This is a genomic window from Neobacillus sp. YIM B06451, from assembly GCF_032667185.1.
Classification (GTDB): domain Bacteria; phylum Bacillota; class Bacilli; order Bacillales; family Cytobacillaceae; genus Bacillus_D.
Window position 1 is genome coordinate 198,817 of record NZ_JAVFKJ010000004.1, and the last position, 21,774, is coordinate 220,590.

At 45.3% G+C, this 21,774-nt stretch carries 16 protein-coding genes and 1 pseudogene; 11 read left to right on the forward strand and 6 right to left on the reverse strand.

Annotated features, from left to right (window positions below):
• Window positions 1-1,512 (reverse strand): spore germination protein, encoded by a 1,512-nt coding sequence (locus RB160_RS10690; RefSeq protein ID WP_316570264.1) that lies wholly within the window; start codon window positions 1,510-1,512, stop codon window positions 1-3.
• Between the two features lie 160 nt (window positions 1,513-1,672).
• A complete protein-coding gene (locus RB160_RS10695; protein WP_316570265.1) occupies window positions 1,673-2,587 on the reverse strand; it encodes a TetR/AcrR family transcriptional regulator in 915 nt (304 codons plus the stop codon).
• Window positions 2,588-2,772: 185 nt separating this feature from the next.
• On the opposite strand from RB160_RS10695, the gene RB160_RS10700 reads away from it, so the two are divergent.
• From RB160_RS10700 to RB160_RS10715, 4 genes are all read left to right on the forward strand, one after another.
• Window positions 2,773-4,272 (forward strand): DHA2 family efflux MFS transporter permease subunit, encoded by a 1,500-nt coding sequence (locus RB160_RS10700; protein ID WP_316570266.1) that lies wholly within the window; start codon window positions 2,773-2,775, stop codon window positions 4,270-4,272.
• Between the two features lie 229 nt (window positions 4,273-4,501).
• Entirely contained in the window at window positions 4,502-6,172 is a 1,671-nt protein-coding gene (locus RB160_RS10705; protein WP_316570267.1) for a glycoside hydrolase family 13 protein, read from the forward strand.
• 33 nt (window positions 6,173-6,205) lie between these two features.
• Window positions 6,206-6,724: a methylated-DNA--[protein]-cysteine S-methyltransferase gene (locus RB160_RS10710; protein WP_316570268.1), complete on the forward strand. Its 519-nt coding sequence runs from the start codon at window positions 6,206-6,208 to the stop codon at window positions 6,722-6,724.
• Window positions 6,725-7,023: 299 nt separating this feature from the next.
• On the forward strand, window positions 7,024-7,740 hold the full coding sequence (locus RB160_RS10715; RefSeq protein WP_316570269.1) for a toast rack family protein: 717 nt from the start codon (window positions 7,024-7,026) through the stop codon (window positions 7,738-7,740).
• A gap of 49 nt (window positions 7,741-7,789) precedes the next feature.
• On the opposite strand, the gene RB160_RS10720 is transcribed toward RB160_RS10715, so the two are convergent.
• Window positions 7,790-8,572, reverse strand: coding sequence for an SDR family oxidoreductase (locus RB160_RS10720; RefSeq protein ID WP_316570270.1), 783 nt, complete (start codon window positions 8,570-8,572; stop codon window positions 7,790-7,792).
• A gap of 195 nt (window positions 8,573-8,767) precedes the next feature.
• Here RB160_RS10720 and RB160_RS10725 point away from each other — a divergent pair, with 195 nt between their 5' ends.
• Together RB160_RS10725 and RB160_RS10730 are read left to right on the forward strand one after the other, a co-directional pair.
• Window positions 8,768-10,726, forward strand: a complete 1,959-nt coding sequence (locus RB160_RS10725) for an LTA synthase family protein (protein ID WP_316570271.1) — start codon at window positions 8,768-8,770, stop codon at window positions 10,724-10,726.
• 254 nt (window positions 10,727-10,980) lie between these two features.
• Window positions 10,981-12,447: a PAS domain-containing sensor histidine kinase gene (locus RB160_RS10730; RefSeq protein WP_316570272.1), complete on the forward strand. Its 1,467-nt coding sequence runs from the start codon at window positions 10,981-10,983 to the stop codon at window positions 12,445-12,447.
• Window positions 12,448-12,514: 67 nt separating this feature from the next.
• Here the strand turns inward: RB160_RS10730 and pepF are convergent, their stop codons facing one another.
• Window positions 12,515-14,344 (reverse strand): oligoendopeptidase F, encoded by a 1,830-nt coding sequence (gene pepF, locus RB160_RS10735; protein ID WP_316570273.1) that lies wholly within the window; start codon window positions 14,342-14,344, stop codon window positions 12,515-12,517.
• A 172-nt stretch (window positions 14,345-14,516) separates the two neighbouring features.
• Between pepF and RB160_RS10740 the strand changes: the two genes are divergently transcribed.
• Both RB160_RS10740 and RB160_RS10745 read left to right on the forward strand, forming a co-directional pair.
• Complete coding sequence (locus tag RB160_RS10740; protein WP_316570274.1) at window positions 14,517-15,284, forward strand: MerR family transcriptional regulator; 768 nt, start codon at window positions 14,517-14,519, stop codon at window positions 15,282-15,284.
• Between the two features lie 392 nt (window positions 15,285-15,676).
• Window positions 15,677-16,588 (forward strand): EamA family transporter, encoded by a 912-nt coding sequence (locus RB160_RS10745; protein ID WP_316570275.1) that lies wholly within the window; start codon window positions 15,677-15,679, stop codon window positions 16,586-16,588.
• A gap of 130 nt (window positions 16,589-16,718) precedes the next feature.
• On the opposite strand, the gene RB160_RS10750 is transcribed toward RB160_RS10745, so the two are convergent.
• Both RB160_RS10750 and RB160_RS10755 read right to left on the reverse strand, forming a co-directional pair.
• A complete protein-coding gene (locus RB160_RS10750; protein WP_316570276.1) occupies window positions 16,719-17,477 on the reverse strand; it encodes a YhcN/YlaJ family sporulation lipoprotein in 759 nt (252 codons plus the stop codon).
• 107 nt (window positions 17,478-17,584) lie between these two features.
• A pseudogene (locus RB160_RS10755) lies at window positions 17,585-17,787 on the reverse strand (hypothetical protein); the annotation flags it as partial.
• 291 nt (window positions 17,788-18,078) lie between these two features.
• Between RB160_RS10755 and RB160_RS10760 the strand changes: the two are divergent.
• The 3 genes from RB160_RS10760 to RB160_RS10770 are packed head-to-tail and all read left to right on the forward strand — an operon-like array spanning window position 18,079 to window position 21,712.
• Window positions 18,079-19,092, forward strand: a complete 1,014-nt coding sequence (locus tag RB160_RS10760; RefSeq protein WP_316570277.1) for an ABC transporter ATP-binding protein — start codon at window positions 18,079-18,081, stop codon at window positions 19,090-19,092.
• Window positions 19,073-20,038 (forward strand): ABC transporter ATP-binding protein, encoded by a 966-nt coding sequence (locus RB160_RS10765; RefSeq protein WP_316570279.1) that lies wholly within the window; start codon window positions 19,073-19,075, stop codon window positions 20,036-20,038. Before RB160_RS10760 ends, RB160_RS10765 begins: the two co-directional genes overlap by 20 nt.
• A 54-nt stretch (window positions 20,039-20,092) precedes the next feature.
• Window positions 20,093-21,712, forward strand: a complete 1,620-nt coding sequence (locus RB160_RS10770; RefSeq protein ID WP_316570280.1) for an ABC transporter substrate-binding protein — start codon at window positions 20,093-20,095, stop codon at window positions 21,710-21,712.
• Window positions 21,713-21,774: the final 62 nt, after the last annotated feature.

The window sequence follows — 21,774 nt, forward strand, 5'->3', positions numbered from 1 at the left end:
TTATTCCGTATTGATATCTTTTTCCCTATCCCTACTCTCCGAGGGTGAAAAACGTTTGTCTTTCTGAGTCCGTAAGTAACTTGGGCGTTTGTTTGTTTTGTAGTAAGGCAATCGAATAAAGGCATCACCAATGCCAGCGGCTCTGAATGGGAACAATGGGACCATGTAAGGGATTCCAAGTGATTTAAGCCGTAAAAGATGGCCGAGAAGCAGGACGACCCCTACTGCAAGGCCGTATCCGCCCCAAATTGCGGCGATGAAAATAAACGGGAACCGTAAGAGCCTGATCGTATTGGACATTTTGTAAATTGGCGTTGTAAACGATGACAATGCCGCTAAAGCGACAATAATGAGAAGGATATTACTTGTAAGAGCTGCTTCCACTGTTGCCTGGCCAATGACGATACCGCCGACGATTCCTAGTGTCTGGCCGATTTTGCTTGGCAGCCTTGCCCCCGCTTCCCTAAGGAGTTCAATTGTTATTTCAAGAAAGAGTACTTCCAGGAATGGCGGGAAAGGAACATTTGCCCTGGAAAAAATAATTGGGCCAAGCAAGTCTTCCGGTATGATTTCATAATGGAAAGTCAGGACGGCTACATAAATGGGAGTGGCGAAAACAGAAAAAGACACTCCGAAAAAGCGGATAAGCCTGAAAAAAGAACCCTGAAACCATGATAAATAATAATCTTCGGGAGAATTGAAGAATTCAACGATTGAAACAGGAGCGGTAATCGCGTAACAGGAACCTTCCGCCAATATAACAATCTGGCCGAGTATCAGGGAGTGTGCGGCCTTGTCCACTCTTTCCGTTGATAAAAATGGCGGAAATGGTGTGGACGTATTGTCTGATATCAATTGTTCAACAATCGTGTTGTCATGAATGACCTCAAAATCTAGGTTTTTAACCCGTTCCCTTGCTGTCTGGACAAACTCGGGATTGGTTGTTCCGTTCAAATAAACGATGGCAACGCGGGTTTTGGAGATGCTTCCCACCTCGTGTTCTTCTACAACCAGGTCAGTCGTTCCAAGCTGTCTCCGCAATAGATGCAAATTGGTATCCAGATTTTCGATAAATCCTAGTTTAGGCCCAATCACACTAAACTCATTATCAGTTTTATTGTTTTGGCGCACGCCTTTCATTGGGTTGGCGATGTTGATAAGCGCGAACTTACCGCCCCCCTTTAACTGGAGGATAGCGTGCCCCTGGTTAAGTTTTTTCTCTGCTTCACTCGTATCTTCGGTAATTTCAATTCCTTCCAAGGGAACGATGTTTTTCAAATCGCGTAGATCGCTGAGCAAGTCGGAATTCTTCTGGATGGCAGGAAGAAGCACACGGTGCAGCATCTTCTCATCTATTAATGTCGTATAGCAGCTAATTGTAATCTGGCTGTTATCCAGAGGAGAGAACGATTTAAAGTCTGCTGACCGTTTAGCGGCTTCAAGAATATCAGCCAGCTTCTTTTCGCTTTTCTCCTGTTTTTTTTGTGAACTCGTCCGCTTCCATTTGAACATAGTGGCCCACCAATTTCCTTATTAGGTAATCTTGTTATTCCCTTATTATGTATTTTTGCCTGATAAGTATGTATGCGATTGGGGCTGCGATCGGTTTGAAATTGCAAAACCGTAGAAATAAAAAAAGCTTCCGGATGGAATCCGAAAGCAAATCATAAGTTTAATGGCCTTTTTCAAACGGGGGTGAAAGGATGAGGGATGCAAGCCCTTCAAGTTTTTCAAGCTTAGCCATGTACGGAATGGCCTTTTCGTCCGGCGCGGCAGCCTTAAGGGAGTTTAACACACTTTCAATCAGGAACCCCCTTGGCTCCTTGGAGTGGAGGAGTTCTTCTTCAATAAAATCCAATAGCTCATAATATTTTTGAAAGTCATTGGTTTCATGCAGCGCTTTTTTCATCGAAATAATTATATGGTGGAGATTTTGCTCGAATTCCATGTTTTCTTTCATACTGCCCGGAAGCCACTGTTCCAGTAGGGATGGATCAAGCAATTTGTCATCCGCTTCTGATACTTCCTGAACAATGTTGACGATTCGATTAACACTGTATCGGACGATTTCGTGGACCCCCAGCCTAGTGCCAAACGCCATGGAATTAAACTTTAAATTTAATTGGAGCATGCCAATGAACATGATGGAGCAATCAAGAAGATAAGGCTTTTTTTCATCGCCAAAAATATCCGTGAACCGCCGGAAAACCCAGTGGACATTCCTCAGATGATTCTGCTTGAGAAATTCCTTTAGGTCGGAATCATTTAACATCATGACTTCTTCAAATAAGGATAGCAGTTTGTTCGCACGGTTCGTTTTCAAATGCAGTTCGACCTGTTTAATGAAAATGCCGATATCCGAGCGATTTTTCCCAATCAGCAACTCATTCCGGTCTGTTTCCAGCTGCTTGTAAATGGATTTGATTAACTCGATTAATAGCTCATTCTTTGAGGAAAAGTAGTTGTAAAATGTTCCTTTTGAAATTCCGCTAGAATCAAGGATATCCTGGATGGAAGTGGACTGGAATCCTTTTTCAATAAATAGATGATGCGCGGTAGCAATAACATGTTGTTTTCTATCGTTCATTTATATCACCCGGTCTTATTATACTGCCTGTACAAAAAGTATACTATACTTTTAAAAAATAGTGTAAAAGACCAGTAATAGAGCGGGATTTTATTATTGAATATTTTAGACCGATGGTATATGATAAAGTGCATGTGTAACGATGGTCTAGCACAATGAACCGCTAGTATACAGGAGGAACAACAATGGACCAAACAATAAATAAGCACGGCAGGCCGCCTTACGGAATTCTAGCCGTTCTAATGATTGGCGCCTTTATCGCATTTTTGAATAATACATTGCTGAATATCGCACTTCCTTCCATAATGAGCGATTTAAAGGTCGAGCCGCCGACCGTCCAATGGCTGACGACAGGATTTATGCTTGTCAACGGAATCCTTATTCCAGCCACAGCTTTCCTGATTCAGAAATACTCGGTCAGACGGCTGTTCCTAGCGGCGATGAGCCTGTTCGCAATCGGAACCATCGTCGCAGGGACCGCGCATGTTTTCCCGGTTTTGCTGACAGGGAGGATGCTGCAGGCTTCGGGCTCGGCAATCCTTATGCCTCTATTGATGAATGTCATGCTAATCAGCTTCCCGATTGAAAAACGCGGAACCGCCATGGGGGTCTTTGGTTTAATCCTCATGTTTGCGCCCGCAATTGGACCAACTTTATCAGGCTGGATTATTGAACATTACGACTGGCGGATGCTCTTCCATTTTGTAACGCCAATCGCGATTGCGATCCTCCTGGTAGGTTTTTTCCTCCTTCGTGATAAAAAAGAAAAGGTCGATCTACGGCTTGAAACTCCTTCGCTCGTGTTGTCGAGCATTGGATTTGGAGGCCTCCTGTACGGGTTCAGCTCGGCAGGAAGCAAAGGCTGGGACAGCCCTTATGTTTATGGAACGATCATTATAGGAGTCCTGTCCCTGATAATATTTATCTTGCGCCAGCTCAAGCTTGAAAAACCGTTCCTTAACTTCCGGGTTTACCGCTATCCTGCGTTTGCCCTTGCATCTGTTATTTCGATGATTGTGAATATGGCACTTTTTTCAGGAATGATCCTTCTGCCTATCTATGTACAGAATTTAAGAGGCATTTCCCCAATGGATGCAGGTTTGCTGCTCATGCCAGGAGCGATTTTGATGGCGATTATGTCGCCGATTACCGGCCGCCTTTTTGATAAAGTCGGCGGGAGGATGCTTGCCATTATCGGACTGGCTATTATTGTCATTACAACGTATGACTTCAGCCGGCTTACATTGGAAACCTCTTATACGCATCTCCTCATTTTGTATTCAGTGCGCAGCATTGGGATGTCGATGGTCATGATGCCTGTTTCCACAAACGGACTGAACCAACTGCCACCCCGCCTTTATCCACATGGAACCGCGATGAACAATACAATGAACCAGGTTTCCGGCGCAATTGGTACAGCCCTGCTGGTCACCATTATGACAAACCGGACAGAATCCCAGGCGAAGGAAGCGATGGAGAAGTTGGCCGAACAAGCAACTCCAGAAGTCCTTGCCCAGATGAAGCAGCAAGTTTTGACTGAGGCAATGCTTCACGGCATTAACTTCTCGTTCCTGATCGCAACATTCATCGCCGCTGTCGCGCTAGTCCTTGCATTTTTCATTAAACGTGCCACGCAGGCGGAAGATCCGCTCCAGGAAGAGGCAAATGGAAGGCAACCTGCATAATTTCATAAACTATTTGAAGGCAACCGGCTGTGGTTGCCTTTTTACTTACTCCATGAAGATTTTAGAGGCTGAATTTAAAAAGCGACTTTTGTGGTTCTTTTTTCCATAGATTGAAACTTTAAGGGGTTACGATGTATGATGACTGGAAATATGCTACAATTATTGAGATTTTTATTTTAGATATTTCTAAACTAGATATATACTATTTTCTTTATTCTGAGGTGTGGAAATGGGCAAAAAGTGGTGGAAAGAGAGTGTCGCTTACCAAGTGTATCCCCGCAGCTTTATGGACAGCAATGGCGATGGGATTGGCGACCTGCAAGGGGCCATTCTAAAGCTTGATTACCTGAAGGAACTAGGGATTGATGTCATTTGGCTATCCCCGATGTATAAATCGCCGAATGATGATAACGGCTATGATATTTCAGATTACCAGGATATTATGGAAGAATTCGGAACGCTGGATGATTTTGATAAATTACTGGAGGAAGTCCATAAGCGGGGAATGAAACTGATTCTTGATTTGGTCATTAATCACACAAGTGATGAACATCCATGGTTTATTGAGTCCCGGTCCTCAAAGGAGAATCCAAAGCGGGATTGGTATATTTGGCGGGACGGAAAAGACGGGAAAGAGCCGAACAACTGGGAATCGATTTTCAGTGGCTCCGCTTGGAAATATGATGGGCAAACCGGACAGTATTTTATGCATCTCTTTTCCGAGAAGCAGCCTGACCTGAATTGGGAAAATCCCGAAGTCAGGGAAGCGTTGTACGACATGGTGAATTGGTGGCTGGATAAAGGGATTGACGGCTTCCGGGTCGATGCTATCTCCCATATTAAAAAAAGGCCGGGCCTACCTGATATGCCAAACCCGAACAAGCTTGACTATGTGCCGTGCTTTGGCTATATGATGAACGTAAATGGGATCGATGAGCTCCTATCCGAGTTTTCGGCAAGGACGATTAAGAACTACGATGTTATGACAGTAGGAGAGGCAAACGGGGTAAGAGTGGTAGACGCCGATAAATGGGTCGGTGAGGAAAATGGCCATTTCAATATGATTTTCCAATTCGAATTCCTTGAACTTTGGGATAAAAAAGCCAAGGATTCAGTGGATGTGAAAGCGCTTAAGCGCGTTCTAACAAAATGGCAAAAAGGCCTTGAGGGCAGGGGCTGGAACGCACTCTTTATTGAAAACCATGACCAGCCGCGCCGTGTTTCGACGTGGGGGGATGACGGGAGGTATTGGAAGGAAAGCGCCAAAATGATGGCCGCCATGTACTTCTTGATGAAAGGAACGCCTTTTATTTACCAAGGCCAGGAAATCGGGATGACAAACGTCAAATTTCCTACCATCGACGAGTATGACGATGTCGGCATGATTAATTATTACAAACTGGAAACAGCTAAGGGCCGCCCGCACGAAGAAATCATGGACATCATCTGGAAACGCGGACGTGACAATGCGAGAACCCCTATGCAATGGAATGATTCCCACATGGCGGGATTCACGACAGGGCCAAAAACCTGGCTCGGGATAAACCCGAATTACCGGGAAATCAATGTTGAAAGCCAGCTTTCCGATGAAGATTCAATTCTTTCTTTTTATAAAAAGCTCATCCGCCTTCGAAAGGAGAATCCGCTATTTGTTTACGGAAGATATGAGCTGTATCATCCAAACCATCCAAAGCTTTTCGTTTACACGCGGACATTGGGGAGGAAAAATGCTATCATTATTTGTAATTTCCACGGGACACCGACCCGATTCAAGATCCCTGCTTCCATCCAGTATGAAACGAGCAGGCTTGCGATAAGCAACTATTCTATTCATGAAAGCAAGTTAAAGAAGGAGTTTACGCTAAAACCGTTTGAGGCGAGAGTTTACTTTTTGGATTAATATGGTCCCTATTGGGAGGAGGAACGACAGGACATGAAGGTGATATACTGGGAAATTTTTGAGAATGAATCTTTGCCTTTGCTGCTTGCGGCCACGGAAAAGGGACTGTGTTATGCGGGATCACCGGGAAGTGGTGACAGCGAATGCGAGGCGCTTATCCAAAAAAGGTATCCTGGCGCGAGGCTGGTCAAAATGGAAGAGCCTCTAAAGCCTTATATAACGGAGTTCTCCGAGTATCTTGAAGGGCGGAGAATGGGTTTTACCATGCAGCTGGATAGTAGTGGGACAGCCTTTCAGGAAGGTGTCTGGGAAGCACTGAGGCAAATTCCTTACGGTGAGACAGTTTGTTACAGCGATATTGCCAACATGATAGGCAAGCCAACCGCTGTACGGGCAGTTGGTTCAGCAATCGGCGCCAACCCGGTGTTGATTGTTGTTCCCTGCCATAGAGTGGTCGGTAAAGACGGCAGCATGACCGGGTTCCGAGAAGGCTTGGATATGAAGAGATTTTTGCTTGATTTGGAAAAGAAGAATAATTTGGCGATAGTATAAGAATTCGTGCAGGAACTATCTGAAGTTCCTGCTTTTTTAATGAGCGGCATTTTTGGTTTACGGGACACAGGCCTCTCCGAAAACGTGCTCTGAGTCTCGACTCCTGAGTTTACGGGACAGAGACGAATCTAAAAACGTACTCGAAGTCCCGATTCAATTATACCAGACGTTTAATCCTATACCTAAAAGCCGGATTCTCACTAAGACCTAAGCCGTATAGAAAAATATGGCACGGGGCTGTATTCGAAACCCAGCAACTATATTAATATGAAACTATAACGTAGGTGGGGGAATAAAGGATGAAAAAGTTGTTGGTCGTTTTACTAATCGCAACCGTTCTAGGTTTTACGGCAAAGTACGCAATGGGGGCCATTTTTGGCGGAGGCAAAGAAAAAGATTTCCTTGTTGAAAAGGATAAGGCGAAAAGCCTCGAGGTTGAAATGAATTTAGGCGTTGGCAAACTTGAAGTAACCGGTGGCGCGGATGAATGGCTTGAAGGAACAGTTGTTGAGAACAAAAAGTTCAAGCCTGAGCTTTCCTACCGTCTTTCCGGAAAAAAAGGAAAGGCAGTCATTGAGCAGCAAAAGAATGGATTTTGGAATTTCAGCTTTGGCAAAGCGGAAAACAATTGGAAGATTGCCTTAACAGATGAGGTACCGGTCGACCTGCAGGTAAATGCCGGCGTATCCGATGCAAAGCTTGATTTGCGGGATGTTGAATTGTCCAATCTTGAAGTTGACGGCGGCATTGGGGATATTGAAATAAACCTTGGCGGCAAGCGGGAAAAAGGCTTCCATACGGTATTGAATCTCGGAGTTGGCAAAACGACAGTCATTTTGCCAAAGGACGTCGGGGTTAAACTCACCACAGATAAAGGAATTGGCAAAGTCGATATGGAGGGTTTTACCAAAAAAAGCAGCAATGTTTATGTGAACAAGGCATTTGAGGAATCTGACACTGTGATTGTAATCGATTCGAATTTGGGGATTGGCGAAGTCACTTTTAAAGAAGAGTAATGGGAGGGCAGGCCACAATTGGTCCTGCCCTTTTTTCAATATAAAGCTACTATAAAAGTGATTCCGCACCGTCGATGTAAATCTCGGTCCCGGTAATATGGCTAGAAAGTGAGGAAGCAAGGAAATATACAAGGTCGGCAACCTGCTCGGGTTTCCCCGGGCCATTTTCGAGCGGTTGGCTCCCTTCCGGGTATTCAACCGGAATCTTGATTTCCTCCAGCTCATCCTCTATCGGGAACGTATTTTTATCAATGTTTGTTTCAATGGCTCCTGGACAAATGGTGTTTACACGGATTTTGTATTTTGCAAGTTCAAGGGCAGCCATCCTTCCGAATCCGGTCTGGCCGATTTTTGAAGTGCTATAGGCGGAAAAACCAAAATTTTTATAAATGCGGTTGCCATTAATCGAACTTGTGATAATAATGCTTCCGCCCTCGCCTTTCAAGTAGGGAATCGCATATTTGACGGTCAGGAAGGTGCCTTTCAAATTTGTGGTAATTGTCTCGTCCCAATCTTCGGGGGCGAGTGTCTCGATTGGAGCGATTACGCCATTGATGCCGGCATTCGCAAAGACAATATCAAGCCTTCCGAACTCGTCCAGTGTTTTTTTGTATGCGGCTTCCACATCATCCGGCTTTGAAACATCGCATTCCACGGTAATCGCGCTGCCGCCTTTTTTTTCTATGATGCCTTTAACCTCATCACCGTTTTCCGCTTTTACGTCAACTAGCGCGACTTTTGCGCCTTCTTCGGCAAGCTTAATTGCGGCGGCGCGCCCTATGCCAGAACTTGCCCCTGTAATAAAGGCCACTTTGTCATCCAATAATCCCATTTCTGCCCCTCCTTTTAATAAATTGCTTCCTTATTTCTTATCCCCATCTAAGCGGAAAAGAAACATTGGGTGAGAAAGCTGGACCCGTTATTTTAAGCAGTAATTTTATCTTGTTTGCCCGAGTATACATTTAAAGCAGCCAGTACAAACAAGGAAAGAATTCAGTACGGGCAAACGAGGAAAAGGGTGGGGAACATGGCGGAGTTTGTAAAGAGGGATGGTCTTCTTTTTTATTTGTTTTTTTCACTACTATTCATGGAATTCGTTTTTAGGGAAGGGGTCTTTCGGGAAATCCAACTCAGGGATTTTTTGTTGGCGGCCATTTTCTTGCTTGGTATAGCCTTCTTTCTTTATTTTATTGTCGGTTTTATGGAAGGGAGAGTGGGGTTTGCAGTTTCGTCTCTTTTGATAGGACTTGTTTCCCTTTTGTACGTATCGCAATTTATTTACTTCAAGTTTTTTAAAACCTTTTATACAGTCTACTCGGCGGGGAATGGCGGACAGATTGCAGAGTTTTGGAAGGACATCGGAACACTGGCATGGAAAAATGGGTTATGGCTGACCTTATTGGTTATGCCCGCCATCCTCTTTCTTTTTTTAGGGCGTTATTTATCTTTTCAAAAGCAGGACAAGTTGAACAGGATATCCATTGTAGCCTGCATAGTAATGGTCCAATTGGCCGGAATTGGCACGCTAAAGGCCAGCGGGAAAGGGATAAATTCAGCTTATGACCTTTACTACCAAAGCAGCATGCCTCTCCTTTCGGTGGATCGGCTTGGGCTTCTTACCACCATGAGGCTTGACATGCAGAGGCAGCTGTCCGGCTGGGAGCCAAAGCTAGCAGTTTCAACAAAAAATCCCCCAGGAGCTTCAGGAAACTGGCCAACTTCAAAAAGTCCTTCATGGGAAAATGAGGCCAGGGGTTACAATGTAATGGATATAGATTTTCAACAACTCGCGGCTAAAGAAACGAATAAAGAATTGAAGGATATGTATAAGTATTTCAGCATGGTTGAACCGACTGAAAAAAACCGTTATACAGGAAAATTCAAAGGATATAATTTAATTTTTATTACTGCTGAGAGTTTTTCGCCCTACGCTGTGAACAAGGAGGTTACCCCCACTTTGTATAAGCTTGTCCATGAGGGATATAATTTCACAAACTTTTATAATCCAGTATGGGGAGTAAGCACATCCGATGGGGAATATGTTGCTTGTATAGGGCTGATTCCAAAAAGCGGCATATGGAGCTTTAAGGCGTCAGGCCGGAATTATATGCCCTTTACAATGGGAAACCAGCTAAAGAAACTGGGCTACGAAACAAGGGCCTACCATAACCACACGTATTCATACTACGGAAGAGATGTATCGCATCCAAATATGGGCTATGAATACAAAGCCGTCGGCAACGGGCTTGATGTGAAGGTGACTTGGCCGGAATCAGACCTTGAAATGATAGAAAAGACAGTACCGGATTATATCGGTAACGAGCCGTTCCACACCTATTACATGACAGTTAGCGGGCATATGCAATATAACTTTTCCGGGAATTATATTGCCTGGAAAAATAAAAAAAAGGTTGAAGGGCTTCCTCTATCGACTGAGGCTAAGGCTTATTTGGCCACTCAGATTGAACTAGACCGGGCGCTTGAACAATTACTCGAAAGGCTGGAAGAAAAAGGGGTAGCGGATCGTACCCTAATTGCGCTGAGTGCTGACCACTATCCATATGGACTTTCTGCTGAAACAATTGATGAATTGGCCGGACACAAAGTTGATAAAACGTTTGAACTGTACAAAAGTCCCTTCATCTTATATGCAAAAGGAATGAAGCCGGAAAAAATTGATAAGCCTGCATCCAGCCTTGATATCATTCCAACCCTATCAAACTTGCTGGGGCTCGAATATGATTCGCGCCTGCTGATGGGAAGGGACATTTTTTCCAACTCGGAACCGTTGGTCATGTTTGTTGATAAAAGCTTCATAACGGACCGGGGAAAGTACAATTCAGTTACGAGGGAATTTACTCCGGCGGGCAACACTTCTGTTGATGAAAAGTATATTCAATCCGTTTCATCCATTATCCAGGCAAAATTCCACTTCTCTGCGAAAATCCTTGATACGGATTTTTACCGGAAAGTTCTTCAGCGGTAACACATAGATAATGATTTTAGGTAATTTGTCTTATCAATTGTAAGAAGGGAAGGAAAGTGCCAAAAAACCGGAATACGGCTTTGAGGCACTTTTTATTTTTAGTGTCCCCTGCGGATTATCGACAATATGGCACCACTTTGGTTAGAATGGAATTAAATTGAATTGCTGATTATCCAAAAAACGCGAGGTGCCGTTCCAATACAGGCCACCGCCTCTTTGTGGATTGTAGTTTCAACTATTAGGAGGAAAATGCCATGTCCAAAAGCTACCCTATTTTCGGAAAAAAGAACGGAATGATGAATATTGACTCCGAAAAATTGGCCGACCTGTTCTTCACCTGCACCCCGGATGGCTTTATTATTTTGGACATGGACAACCAGTTTGTAAGGGTTAATCCGATGTATACGGCTATTTTTGGATATGAGGAACATGAATTGCTTGGAAAAAATTTTGATGAATTTGGCTATCCGGGAAGGGATACCGAAATTTTGGAGCAGGTAAAGCAGGGGCTGACATTCACCAACCTAAGAACGGAAGGCTACCACAAAAACGGTACTATTCTTGATCTTGCCGCCTCCTTTTCCCCTTTTAAGGACTCAAACGGAGATGTTGCGGCGGTAATTGGAATTTTCCGTGATATTTCCGAATCAATAAAACTCGAAAGGGAACTGAAAAAAAGCAGGGAGCTATACAGGGTAATCATTGAAAATACGACCGACCTGATTAGTATTTTTAAAAACAACCGAAAGAAAACTTTCCTTTTTGCCTCCCCTTCGCATGAAAAGTGGTTTGGAAGGCCGCCGGAACAAATTGTTGGACGGAGCCTTTATGATTTTATTTCGGATGAAGAAGCGGCTTCCTTTAGTGTCCTTCTTCAGCAATTTGAAAGGACTGGAGAGCCAATCTTATTTGAAAAAGAAATGAGGACTGTCCAGGGCGACACAATTTATCTCGAATATAATGTTTCGCCGATCTATAATGACAGCAATGAGATTGAAACGTTCCTTGCAATTGCCAGGAATATTACAGACCGTGTCCGCAATGAAGCTGCGCTAAGGAATCTTGACCGGCTTTCCATCATCGGCCAACTTGCGGCCGGCGTTGCCCATGAAATTAGGAATCCTCTTACCTCATTGAAGGGCTTTTCGAAACTCCTTCACGGAGGAACTTCCGCGGAAAAGCAAGAAGAATATTTGGACATCATCCAGAATGAGCTTGAACGGATTGATATCATTGTGAATGAGTTCATGTCATTGGCCAAGCCCCAGGCAATCGTGTTTAAAAGGGCGCAACTGTACTCGATCATTGAAAGTACGATTAACATCCTCCAGCCGCAGGCTTTGCTCCACAATGTCCAGGTCAAGACGAATTATCCGGCTACAAACATCGAGATGATGTGTAGCGAGAATCAGTTGAAACAGGTATTTGTAAATTTCCTTAAAAATGCCATTGAAGCGATGCCGGATGGTGGAAATGTGTATATTAAGGTTCAACTCGTCAAAAAAAACCGGGTCCTTATCAAGTTCAAGGACGAAGGCATTGGCATTGACCCCGAGATTATCGGGTATCTCGGGACTCCTTTTTATACGACGAAGGACAAGGGGATTGGGCTCGGCCTCACGGTAAGCAATAAAATCCTTCAGGAGCATGGGGGAAAGATGAAAATTGACAGCCAGGCGGGAATCGGCACGACAGTCAGCGTTGAATTGGAATGCTTGTAATAATCTAAAATAAGTTTTAATAGAAGAAGGCGTACGGAAAATCCCGTACGCCATCATTTTTTTAGTTTTAACGACCTTCATGTCCATCATAAGACTTTTCAAGTTCATCAATCAGAGAGCCAACATAAGCGACCGCATCTTTGATTGGCTGAGGCGTGGACATATCGACGCCCGCATGCTTCATCAGTTCAAGTGGCTTCATTGTACCGCCCGCACGAAGGACCTCAAGCCAGCGGTCAACGGCAGGCTGGCCTTCTTCTTTTATAAGTTTCGCTACAGCTGTTGAGGCGGTCAAGCCGGCTGAATACGTATAAGGGTAGAGTCCCATGTAATAGTGTGGCTGGCGCATCCATGTCAGGCTAGCGCCTTCATCAAGAACAACGCTGTCTCCCCAGAATTCCGAAAGGACGTCTCCCTTTATTTCGGTTAGCTTTTTCGCGGTCAGTGCGCCGCCTTTTTCGGCGAACGCATACACACGGCGCTGGTATTCACCTTCAAGCAGATGTGTCACGAAGTTATGGTAGTAGGTTCCGAGCAATTGCAGGACGACCCAGCGGCGCATCCGCGCATCTTCGGTTTTGTCCATTAGGTGCTGGGCAAGCAGCATCTCGTTCATCGTGGACGGCGCTTCGACAAAATACATGGAAGGGCGGGTGTTCATGATGCGCTGCTCTTTATTCGCAAGGTAAAAATGGCCTGCGTGGCCGAATTCATGGGCGAGCGTGAACGCGCCGCGCATATTGTTCTGCCATGTAATAAGAATGTAAGGGTGGGCTCCGTAAGGGCTTGAGCAAAACGCCCCGGTCGACTTTCCGATGTTGTCGGCGAGATCGACCCATCTTTCTTCAAAACCGCGCTTAATAATTTCGCTGTATTCAGGCCCCATTACTTTAAGCGATTCCATGATAATTTCGCTTGCTTCTTCATAGGTCGTTTCCGGATTAAACTCAGGATCGAAAGGAGCCTTCAGATCGCAAAATCTTAATTCATCCAGGCCAAGGACTTCCTTCTTCAATTTCGCGTAGCGTCGCATATGCGGAGCCAGCTCTTTGAAAATGATGTCTAGCTGGTTGTTGTACATTTCAATCGTCACTTTTTGCGACTCAAGGAGCATATGAGTAACGGATTCATAGTTCCGGAGACGCGCGAGAGTAACCTGCTTCTTGACCTCGGTAGCATATGTTCCGGCAATTGTGTTCTTGTATTGCTTCAATGTTTTTACAAAAGAATCATAGGCCTTCCTGCGAAGGTCGGTATCCGAGGAGAACTCATACCTGTTTTCAAATAAGGCAAATGAAACAGGCAATTCATTCCCGTCCTTATCCTTGATAGGCGAAAACTCCATATCAGCCAGCTTGCTCAGGTTATAAATCGTATAAGGAGCTAAATGGACCTCCCCCAGAGCGGCAAGCGTTTCCTCGGTTTCCGGTGAAAGCCTGTGCTTCTTTGCCTCAAGGAGTTCTAGAAGGTTTTTCCGGAAGGCTTCAAGTCCTGGTTCCTCATTTATGTATGCTTCAATGACACCTTCAGGGAGGGAAAGGATTTCGGAATCAATAAACGAAAGTGCTGCATTTGCCTCCGTCCTAACCTGGGCGGCCCGTGCGGAATTTGCCTGGTTGAGCGGATCCGTTCCGTCGGCTGATTGGTTCAGGCTTGCATAGGTCATAACTTTGATTAGCTTCATAGCCAGGCGTTCCTGTGCTGTCAGGCATTCCAAAAGGACAGATGCGCCGGTTCCAAGCTTTTCTTTATATTGTCCAAAAGCTTTCAGGTCTTCCCTTACGCTTTCAAGTTCAGCTTCCCAGGCATCCATGCTTGAAAAAAGGCTGGACAAATCCCAAGTTAATTCTTCGGGAACCTCGGATCGGGTAAGGCGTTTTTCAATTGTTTTGTTCATTTAACATCCCTCCATATTATTTCGTGCCTCTAAACATATCTTATAATATGGGAAAGTTCTGTCAACTGTTATTTACCATTCAAAAGATAAAAAAATAGTCAACTTTTTTTAAAAAAGTAGGTTGACCTTTACGCTGCGTTAACGTGTACAGTAAAAGCAAGGAGGTGGCGGAATGGAATATTCGGTCCAAAAGCTGGCAAAGTTGGCGGGAATCAGTTCAAGGGCGTTAAGGTATTATGATGAAATCGGCCTACTCAAGCCGGCAAGGATTAATTCTTCCGGATACAGGATCTATGGGGAGACCGAGGTAAATAAGCTGCAGCAAATCCTGTTCTACAGGGAGCTTGATGTTTCCCTCGATACCATAAAAGAAATTTTACATTCACCGGAGTTTGACAACGTCGGGGCACTAAGGGACCACCGCCAAAAGCTCCTTGACAGAAGGCGCCAGCTGGATCTTTTGCTGAAAAATGTGGATAAGACAATTGAAATGGCGGAAGGAGGTGCAAAGATGAGCGACAAGGAAAAATTCGAAGGCTTCAAACAAAAAATGATTGAAGATAATGAGCAAAAATACGGAAAAGAAATCCGTGAAAAATATGGGGAAGAATCAGTTGAACAATCGTATGCAAAGGTCAGGGGGATGACAGAGGAACAGCATCGCGAGGCGGGAAGGCTGGCGGAACAAATCATGCTTCTACTGTCGGAAGCCATTGCCACGGGCGGCGATCCCGCCGGCGAACTTGCGCAACAAGCGGCCGGCCTGCATAAAAAATGGCTGATGCATTACTGGGGGAGCTACAACGCCGAAGCCCATGCCAACCTTGCCCAAATGTATGTCGACGATGAACGGTTCCGTCAATATTATGACAAGGATCAGCCGGGAACAGCAGAATTCCTTCGCGATGCAATCCATATTTACACGGGAATGAAAAAGTAAGAGTTGTGTTACATTCTTCATCATTCAAAGGACCGTTGTCGATCCTTCGGGCGTTAAAAGAGGATTTAAAGCCCGAACAGCTTTGTTCAGCGGTTCCTTCGGTCGTTAAAAGCAGATTTAAAGCCGAACGGCATTGGCCAGCGGTTCCTTCGGTAGTTAAAAGAAGATTTAAAGCCCGAACGGCATTGGCCAGCGTTGGCCAGCGGGTCCTTCGGTAGTTAAAAGAAGATTTAAAGCCCGAACAGCTTTCACCAGCCGCTCCTTTGGTCACTAAAAGAAGATTAATGCCCTTCCTCATTCAAGACCGCTTGTTAATAAAAAGAAATCCCTTGAAAATTCTGAAAGGTTAGGGGAACATGAACCTATACAGAGGATAAAAGGGGGAACAACAGGTGAACGCGGAACAATTGGCTTTGCCGCACGTCAGGGGGAAGGGAATTGCCCTTGTGCTTATTGGTGCGACGCTATGGGGAATATCGGGAACGGTTGCCCAATATTTATTTCAAAGGCAGGGCTTCAGTCCAGCTTGGCTTGTTGATATCAGGCTCCTTCTCGCCGGTTCAATTTTGCTGGCCATTGGCAGGGCGAAGGATTCAGCCAGAATAATGGGCATTTGGAAAAGCAGGCGCGATGCCGGAGCCCTCCTTTTATTCAGTATTCTTGGAATGCTTGCAGTACAGTATACATACTTTTCGGCAATTGACCATTCTAATGCCGCGGCGGCGACTGTCCTGCAATATCTTGCCCCAACGATGATTGCGGCATATTTGGCGATGAAGGGAAAAAAACTCCCTACCGGTTGGGAGATTTCGGCGATTATTCTCGCGCTCGGGGGAACTCTTCTCCTTGTGACTAAGGGAAATATCGGGACGTTGTCGATTTCAGGCCTGGCCGTCTTTTGGGGGATCGCATCTGCGGTGGCGCTTGCCTTCTATACGCTTCAGCCCAGGGAGCTACTTGCTAAATGGGGATCCGTCACCGTAACAGGATGGGGTATGGTCATAGGTGGACTATTTTTCAGTTTCATTAACCCTCCCTGGATGTTTGAAGGAACTATTTCATTCCAATCTTTGCTTGCTGTGGTGTTCGTTGTTATTTTCGGAACGCTGATTGCCTTCTATTGTTATTTGGAAAGCCTGAAATACATAAGCGCTTCCGAAACAAGCTTGCTTGCTTCCGTTGAGCCTCTTTCCGCGGCATTTGTATCCGTGATTTGGTTGAGCGTCCCGTTTGGCCTGGAAGAATGGCTCGGAACTTTCTGTATTATCAGCACAATTGCGATTTTATCCAAAAAACGAGGATAATTGCCTAACTTTATGACCGACCTTAGACCAATCCACCAAAAAAAAACCTAACATTCAGGTCTTATGGCTGTTTTAAAATAAAATCTTCATAAAAAAAGCGGGCGGCGCCTATTATGCCGCCCGCCCTTTTTTACCTTCCAAAAATTCCACGCATTGTTCCTGTAAAGTCGTTAAACAGGCCGTCACGGTTTCTGCCATCATTGATATCATTGGCATAACCGTTCATCGTGTCATAAAAATCAGGGTTGAAGGAAATATAGACCCTATGGATGTCCCTGTCAGCCTTCCGGACCTGGTCCGCAATTTTCTGTTCAAACTTGGTATTGACGCTTGTATAGTTCGGGTCGCTGATAACATCCCGGTTATTGTCGTTCCCAAAGCCGCGATTGTTATTATTTCCGTTGTTATTACCAAATTCCCCCGCCAATCCGTCTCCGTTGCCGATTCCTACAGTTCCATCACGGTTTCCGTCATTTCTATTCCCGAAAATTCCGTCATTGCCGTTACGGTTTTTGTTTCCGGCATCGCCTTTGCCATTGATGATACCGTCATCGCCATGCTGATTAATACGGCCGTTGTCCAGCATATCGTTGTTGTCATTGCGATTTCCGTTGTTAAACGTTCCAGCACCATTCCGTCCATTATTGTCATTCATTCGTACTGCGACATAGGCATTGTTGTTGGAAATGATAACATGAGCCCTGTCGACCTCGTTCATCCGTTCAACAGCCCGTGCCGCCCGGTCGGATACCCGAAGTTGCTGGTTATCGCCAACATTATTAATCCTTGCCCTGTTTGTCTGCACCCTGTTATCGTTATTGTCAGCGCCGCAACCAGCCAATCCGAGAAGCAATAAAGCTGAAAGCAATACCTTGGTACTCTTTTTCACAAAACTCACTCCTTTTATGTTTGTTCGGGAATTAGTTTGTGTGATTGGGGTTTTGTGTATTCATTTCAGCCTTTTGGAAAAAAACTCCTCCTATAATGGGAGGGATTTTAAAACTTAATGTAGAAACTTTTTTCTTTTCCATTAACCCGCCTGGCTTTCTTTATGGCTTGTGTCTGCTTCATATTCTTTTTTGAAGCCCAGAAAGACCACTTTCCTAAAAGAATTGTGATGCTGGTACAAGGAAAGGCTCGACAATGAATGTATCGAGAAGGGTGCCTTTGGCTGTAGTCTTCCGAAAGTGAACAAGTATTCAGATAAGCAGGTTGCCCGCCTTCCTCTTTTTCCTCCAGGAGTATGCCGCAGTTTTTTACTCATAGTTTCCTTCCGGTTCTATCAATTGGTTAACAAATCAATGCAATCAACCGTCCATGTAGAACCCATTTTCAATTTTTTATTATAGCGTGAATTATGTTGGGAAAATTTTTAGATGTTTGACAAATTTAGACACACATAGGAAAATCTAAATGTCATAATAGTTTATAAATTTAGTAAAATTAAAATATTCTATTAAAATTGCGTAGTTAAGGCGGAGGCGGCAAAAATGGAGAAAGATGCGATTTTAAAAATAAATAATTTAAAAGTGTCCTTCGAAACCGGGAAAAGGCTGCTTCCTGCCGTTGACGGCATCAGCTTTGAAGTGAAAAAGGGAGAAATACTTGGCATTGTCGGCGAGTCTGGGAGTGGAAAAAGTGTGACATCCCTTGCCGCTATGGGGTTAATCCCTTCCCCGCCAGGCAAAATAGAGCATGGGGAAATTGTTTTTGAAGGAAGGGACCTTACCGGACTCCCAGAGAGAGAGTGGAGGAAAATCCGTGGAAATCAAATCTCAATGATTTTCCAGGAACCGATGACCTCATTAAATCCCTTATTCACAATTGGAAACCAACTGGCCGAAGCGATCCGACTTCATACGAACCTTTCAAAGGCGGAAGCGAAGGTACGCTGTATCCAGTTGCTGCAATTAGTAGGAATACCGCGTGCGGATGGCATCTTGAAGGAATACCCCCATCAGCTTTCGGGAGGAATGCGCCAACGCGTCATGATTGCGATGGCGATGGCCTGCAACCCGAAGGTTTTAATCGCGGATGAACCCACCACCGCGCTGGATGTAACGATCCAAGCCCAGATTCTTGCCTTGATGAAGGATTTAAACGAAAAAACAGATACAACCGTTATCCTGATTACCCATGACCTCGGCGTTGTAGCGGAGATTTGTGAGCGCGTCATCGTCATGTACTCGGGACAAATTGTTGAAGAAGGCGATGTCAGGACAATTTTAAAAAACCCGAAGCATCCGTATACGCGGGGACTCCTGAAGTCGGTTCCTGACTTGAGGATAAAAAAAGAACGGCTGTACAGCATTCCTGGCAACGTGCCAAGGCCGGGTACGATTACGAATACATGCAGATTCGCCCCGCGGTGCGCTGAGGTGTTTGGGAGATGCCTGGAAGAGACGCCAGGCTTGTATAAAATGGGACAGCCAGGGCATGAAGTCCGCTGCTTTTTATATGAAACGAGTGAGAGGAGCGGGGAAAATGCAAGAGTTACTTCTTGAAGTAAACGGCCTGAAAAAATATTTCCCAATAACCGGTGGCCTGTTCGGACGGAAGGTCGGCGAGGTAAAAGCGGTCGATGATGTGTCCTTTTATGTAAGGAAGGGAGAGACACTCGGGATTGTCGGGGAGAGCGGCTGCGGAAAATCGACGACAGGCCGCCTGCTCATGCGATTGATTGAGGCGAGTGACGGGTCGATTCTTTTTGAAGATAAAGAGATTACGAGAATGACACAGTCAGAATTAAGAAAAGTGCGCAGGGACATTCAGATGGTATTCCAGGATCCGTACGCATCTTTGAATCCACGCCATTCAGTTGAAGAAATTTTGGAAGAGCCTTTGATTGTCCATGGAATTGGTTCAAAGGAGGAACGGAGGAAACTGGTGAAGGAAATGCTCGAGGTCGTTGGGCTCAGTAGCTTTCATGCCAGGCGCTATCCGCACCAGTTCAGCGGCGGGCAAAGACAGCGGATTGGCATTGCGAAGGCGCTTATGACAAAGCCGAAACTTATTATTGCCGATGAGCCGGTTTCCGCCTTGGATGTTTCAATCCAGGCGCAAGTATTGAATTTAATGAAAGATATCCAAAAAGAATTCGGCCTTACATATATATTTATTGCGCATGACTTGGGAGTCGTCCGCCATATCAGTGACAGGGTCGGGGTTATGTACCTTGGCCGCCTTATTGAACTCGCGGGAAGCGAGGAATTGTACGAAAATCCGATGCACCCGTATACGAAGGCGCTTTTGTCCGCCGTACCGGTTCCGGATCCGGATTTGAAGAAAGAAACCATTTTGATTGAAGGGGAGCTGCCAAGCCCCGCCAATCCTCCGTCCGGCTGCGCGTTCCATACAAGATGTTCGGCCTGTATGGAAGTTTGCACAAGAGTCCGGCCGGAAGGTATTACGAATGATGGTCATTACGTTGCATGCCACCTTTATGGCTAAGGAAATGCGGCGGGAGTGATAAATTCAAAATTAGAAAAAGGGGGTAACAAAGCTATGAACAAAAATCTTAAGGTGCTCTTGATTGCACTGCTGGCGGTTGGGTTGTTGCTGGCTGGCTGCAGCAGCGGGGGAGGAACAAAGAAATCCTCAACCGGAAAGGAAAAATCCTCGGGCGAAACAACGCCGAAACAGGATACGCTTGTTTATGCGCGCGGTGGCGACTCGGTAACGCTTGACCCGATTACAACAACGGAAGGCGAGACCTTTAAAGTAACGGAAAATATTTATGACACCCTGGTCAGCTTTGGCGACAGCGATACTTCCACCCAGCCTGGATTGGCGGCGGATTGGAAAATATCCGATGATTCTCTTACCTATACGTTCAACCTGCAACAAGGCGTGAAATTCCATGATGGCACCGACTTCAATGCCGAGGCGGTAAAATACAATTTTGACCGCTGGGCGGGAGGAAATGAAGACCAATTCCCTTACTATACAATGTTTGGTGGATATAAGGGAGACGAAGGCCATGTCATCCAAGAAATTAAGGTTGTGGATGAGCATACAATCGAGTTCATTCTAAAAAGGCCACAGGCAACCTTCCTTGTAAACCTTGCGATGTCATGTTTCGGGATTGCTAGTCCCGCAGCCCTTGAAAAGCACGGTGAAGATTACCGGAAAAACCCGATTGGAACCGGCCCATTCAAGTTTGTTGAATGGAAAGAGAATGACACTATTACCCTTGAAAAGAATGAAAACTACTGGAGAAAAGGCTTCCCGAAATTGAACAAGGTCATTTATCGGGTTATCCCTGAAAATACTGCCCGCCTTAATGCACTGGCCAATGGGGAAATCGATATGATGGACGGCTTGAACTATTCGGAAGTTGCCCAGGTTGAAGGCAATGAGAAACTTCAGCTGATTGAACGTCCATCCATGAACGTCGGCTACCTTGGTTTTACGACCACAAGGAAACCGTTTGACAACAAGCTTGTCCGCCAGGCGCTGAACCATGCGATCGATAAGGAGTCCATTATCGAGGCTTTCTATGCCGGTATGGCTGAGCCTGCTAAAAACCCGATGCCTCCGTCAATCAAGGGGTACAACGAAGAGATTGAAGCGTATCCTTATGATCTGGAGAAAGCAAAGGAACTGCTGAAGGAAGCTGGTTATGAGAAAGGCTTTAAAATGGAACTTTGGGCCATGCCGGTAGCGCGCCTTTATATGCCGGAAGGGCAAAAGGTGGCCGAGATTATCCAGGAAAGCTTCAGCAAAATTGGCGTCCAGGCGGAAATTAAGTCTGTTGACTGGCCAACATATCTAGACAAAGCGAAAAAAGGCGAATTTGACGCGTTCATGCTTGGATGGACAGGCGATAACGGCGATGCCGACAACTTCCTGTATACACTTCTTGATAAGGACAGCATTGGAGGAAGCAACTATTCCCGTTATGCGAATGACGAGCTTCACGATATTTTAATCCAGGCCCAATCCGAGACAGATGAGGAAAAGCGGGCGGAGCTTTACAAGCAGGCCCAAGTTATTCTCCACGAGGATGCCCCGTGGGTGCCGCTTGTCCACTCAAGGCCACTTTCGGCAGCTGTTAAAGAGGTTTCCGGCTATGTTCCTCACCCAACAGGATCTGAATCACTCATGAAAGTCGAGTTTAAATAAGTTGGCGGCTAAAAGGGGAGTTTACTCCCCTTTTGGCCTTAAATGGAGGAGTAAAGAGGTTT

What these genes read in the sequence shown, in the direction of transcription:
- RB160_RS10700 (WP_316570266.1), top strand. Translation starts at nt 2,773, where the DNA reads ATGGACCAAACAATAAATAAGCACGGCAGGCCGCCTTACGGAATTCTA.
- RB160_RS10730 (WP_316570272.1), top strand. Translation starts at nt 10,981, where the DNA reads ATGTCCAAAAGCTACCCTATTTTCGGAAAAAAGAACGGAATGATGAAT.
- RB160_RS10690 (WP_316570264.1), bottom strand. Translation starts at nt 1,512, where the DNA reads ATGTTCAAATGGAAGCGGACGAGTTCACAAAAAAAACAGGAGAAAAGC.
- RB160_RS10760 (WP_316570277.1), top strand. Translation starts at nt 18,079, where the DNA reads ATGGAGAAAGATGCGATTTTAAAAATAAATAATTTAAAAGTGTCCTTC.
- RB160_RS10715 (WP_316570269.1), top strand. Translation starts at nt 7,024, where the DNA reads ATGAAAAAGTTGTTGGTCGTTTTACTAATCGCAACCGTTCTAGGTTTT.
- RB160_RS10695 (WP_316570265.1), bottom strand. Translation starts at nt 2,587, where the DNA reads ATGAACGATAGAAAACAACATGTTATTGCTACCGCGCATCATCTATTT.
- RB160_RS10705 (WP_316570267.1), top strand. Translation starts at nt 4,502, where the DNA reads ATGGGCAAAAAGTGGTGGAAAGAGAGTGTCGCTTACCAAGTGTATCCC.
- RB160_RS10710 (WP_316570268.1), top strand. Translation starts at nt 6,206, where the DNA reads ATGAAGGTGATATACTGGGAAATTTTTGAGAATGAATCTTTGCCTTTG.
- RB160_RS10740 (WP_316570274.1), top strand. Translation starts at nt 14,517, where the DNA reads ATGGAATATTCGGTCCAAAAGCTGGCAAAGTTGGCGGGAATCAGTTCA.
- RB160_RS10765 (WP_316570279.1), top strand. Translation starts at nt 19,073, where the DNA reads ATGCAAGAGTTACTTCTTGAAGTAAACGGCCTGAAAAAATATTTCCCA.
- RB160_RS10725 (WP_316570271.1), top strand. Translation starts at nt 8,768, where the DNA reads ATGGCGGAGTTTGTAAAGAGGGATGGTCTTCTTTTTTATTTGTTTTTT.
- RB160_RS10720 (WP_316570270.1), bottom strand. Translation starts at nt 8,572, where the DNA reads ATGGGATTATTGGATGACAAAGTGGCCTTTATTACAGGGGCAAGTTCT.
- pepF (WP_316570273.1), bottom strand. Translation starts at nt 14,344, where the DNA reads ATGAACAAAACAATTGAAAAACGCCTTACCCGATCCGAGGTTCCCGAA.
- RB160_RS10770 (WP_316570280.1), top strand. Translation starts at nt 20,093, where the DNA reads ATGAACAAAAATCTTAAGGTGCTCTTGATTGCACTGCTGGCGGTTGGG.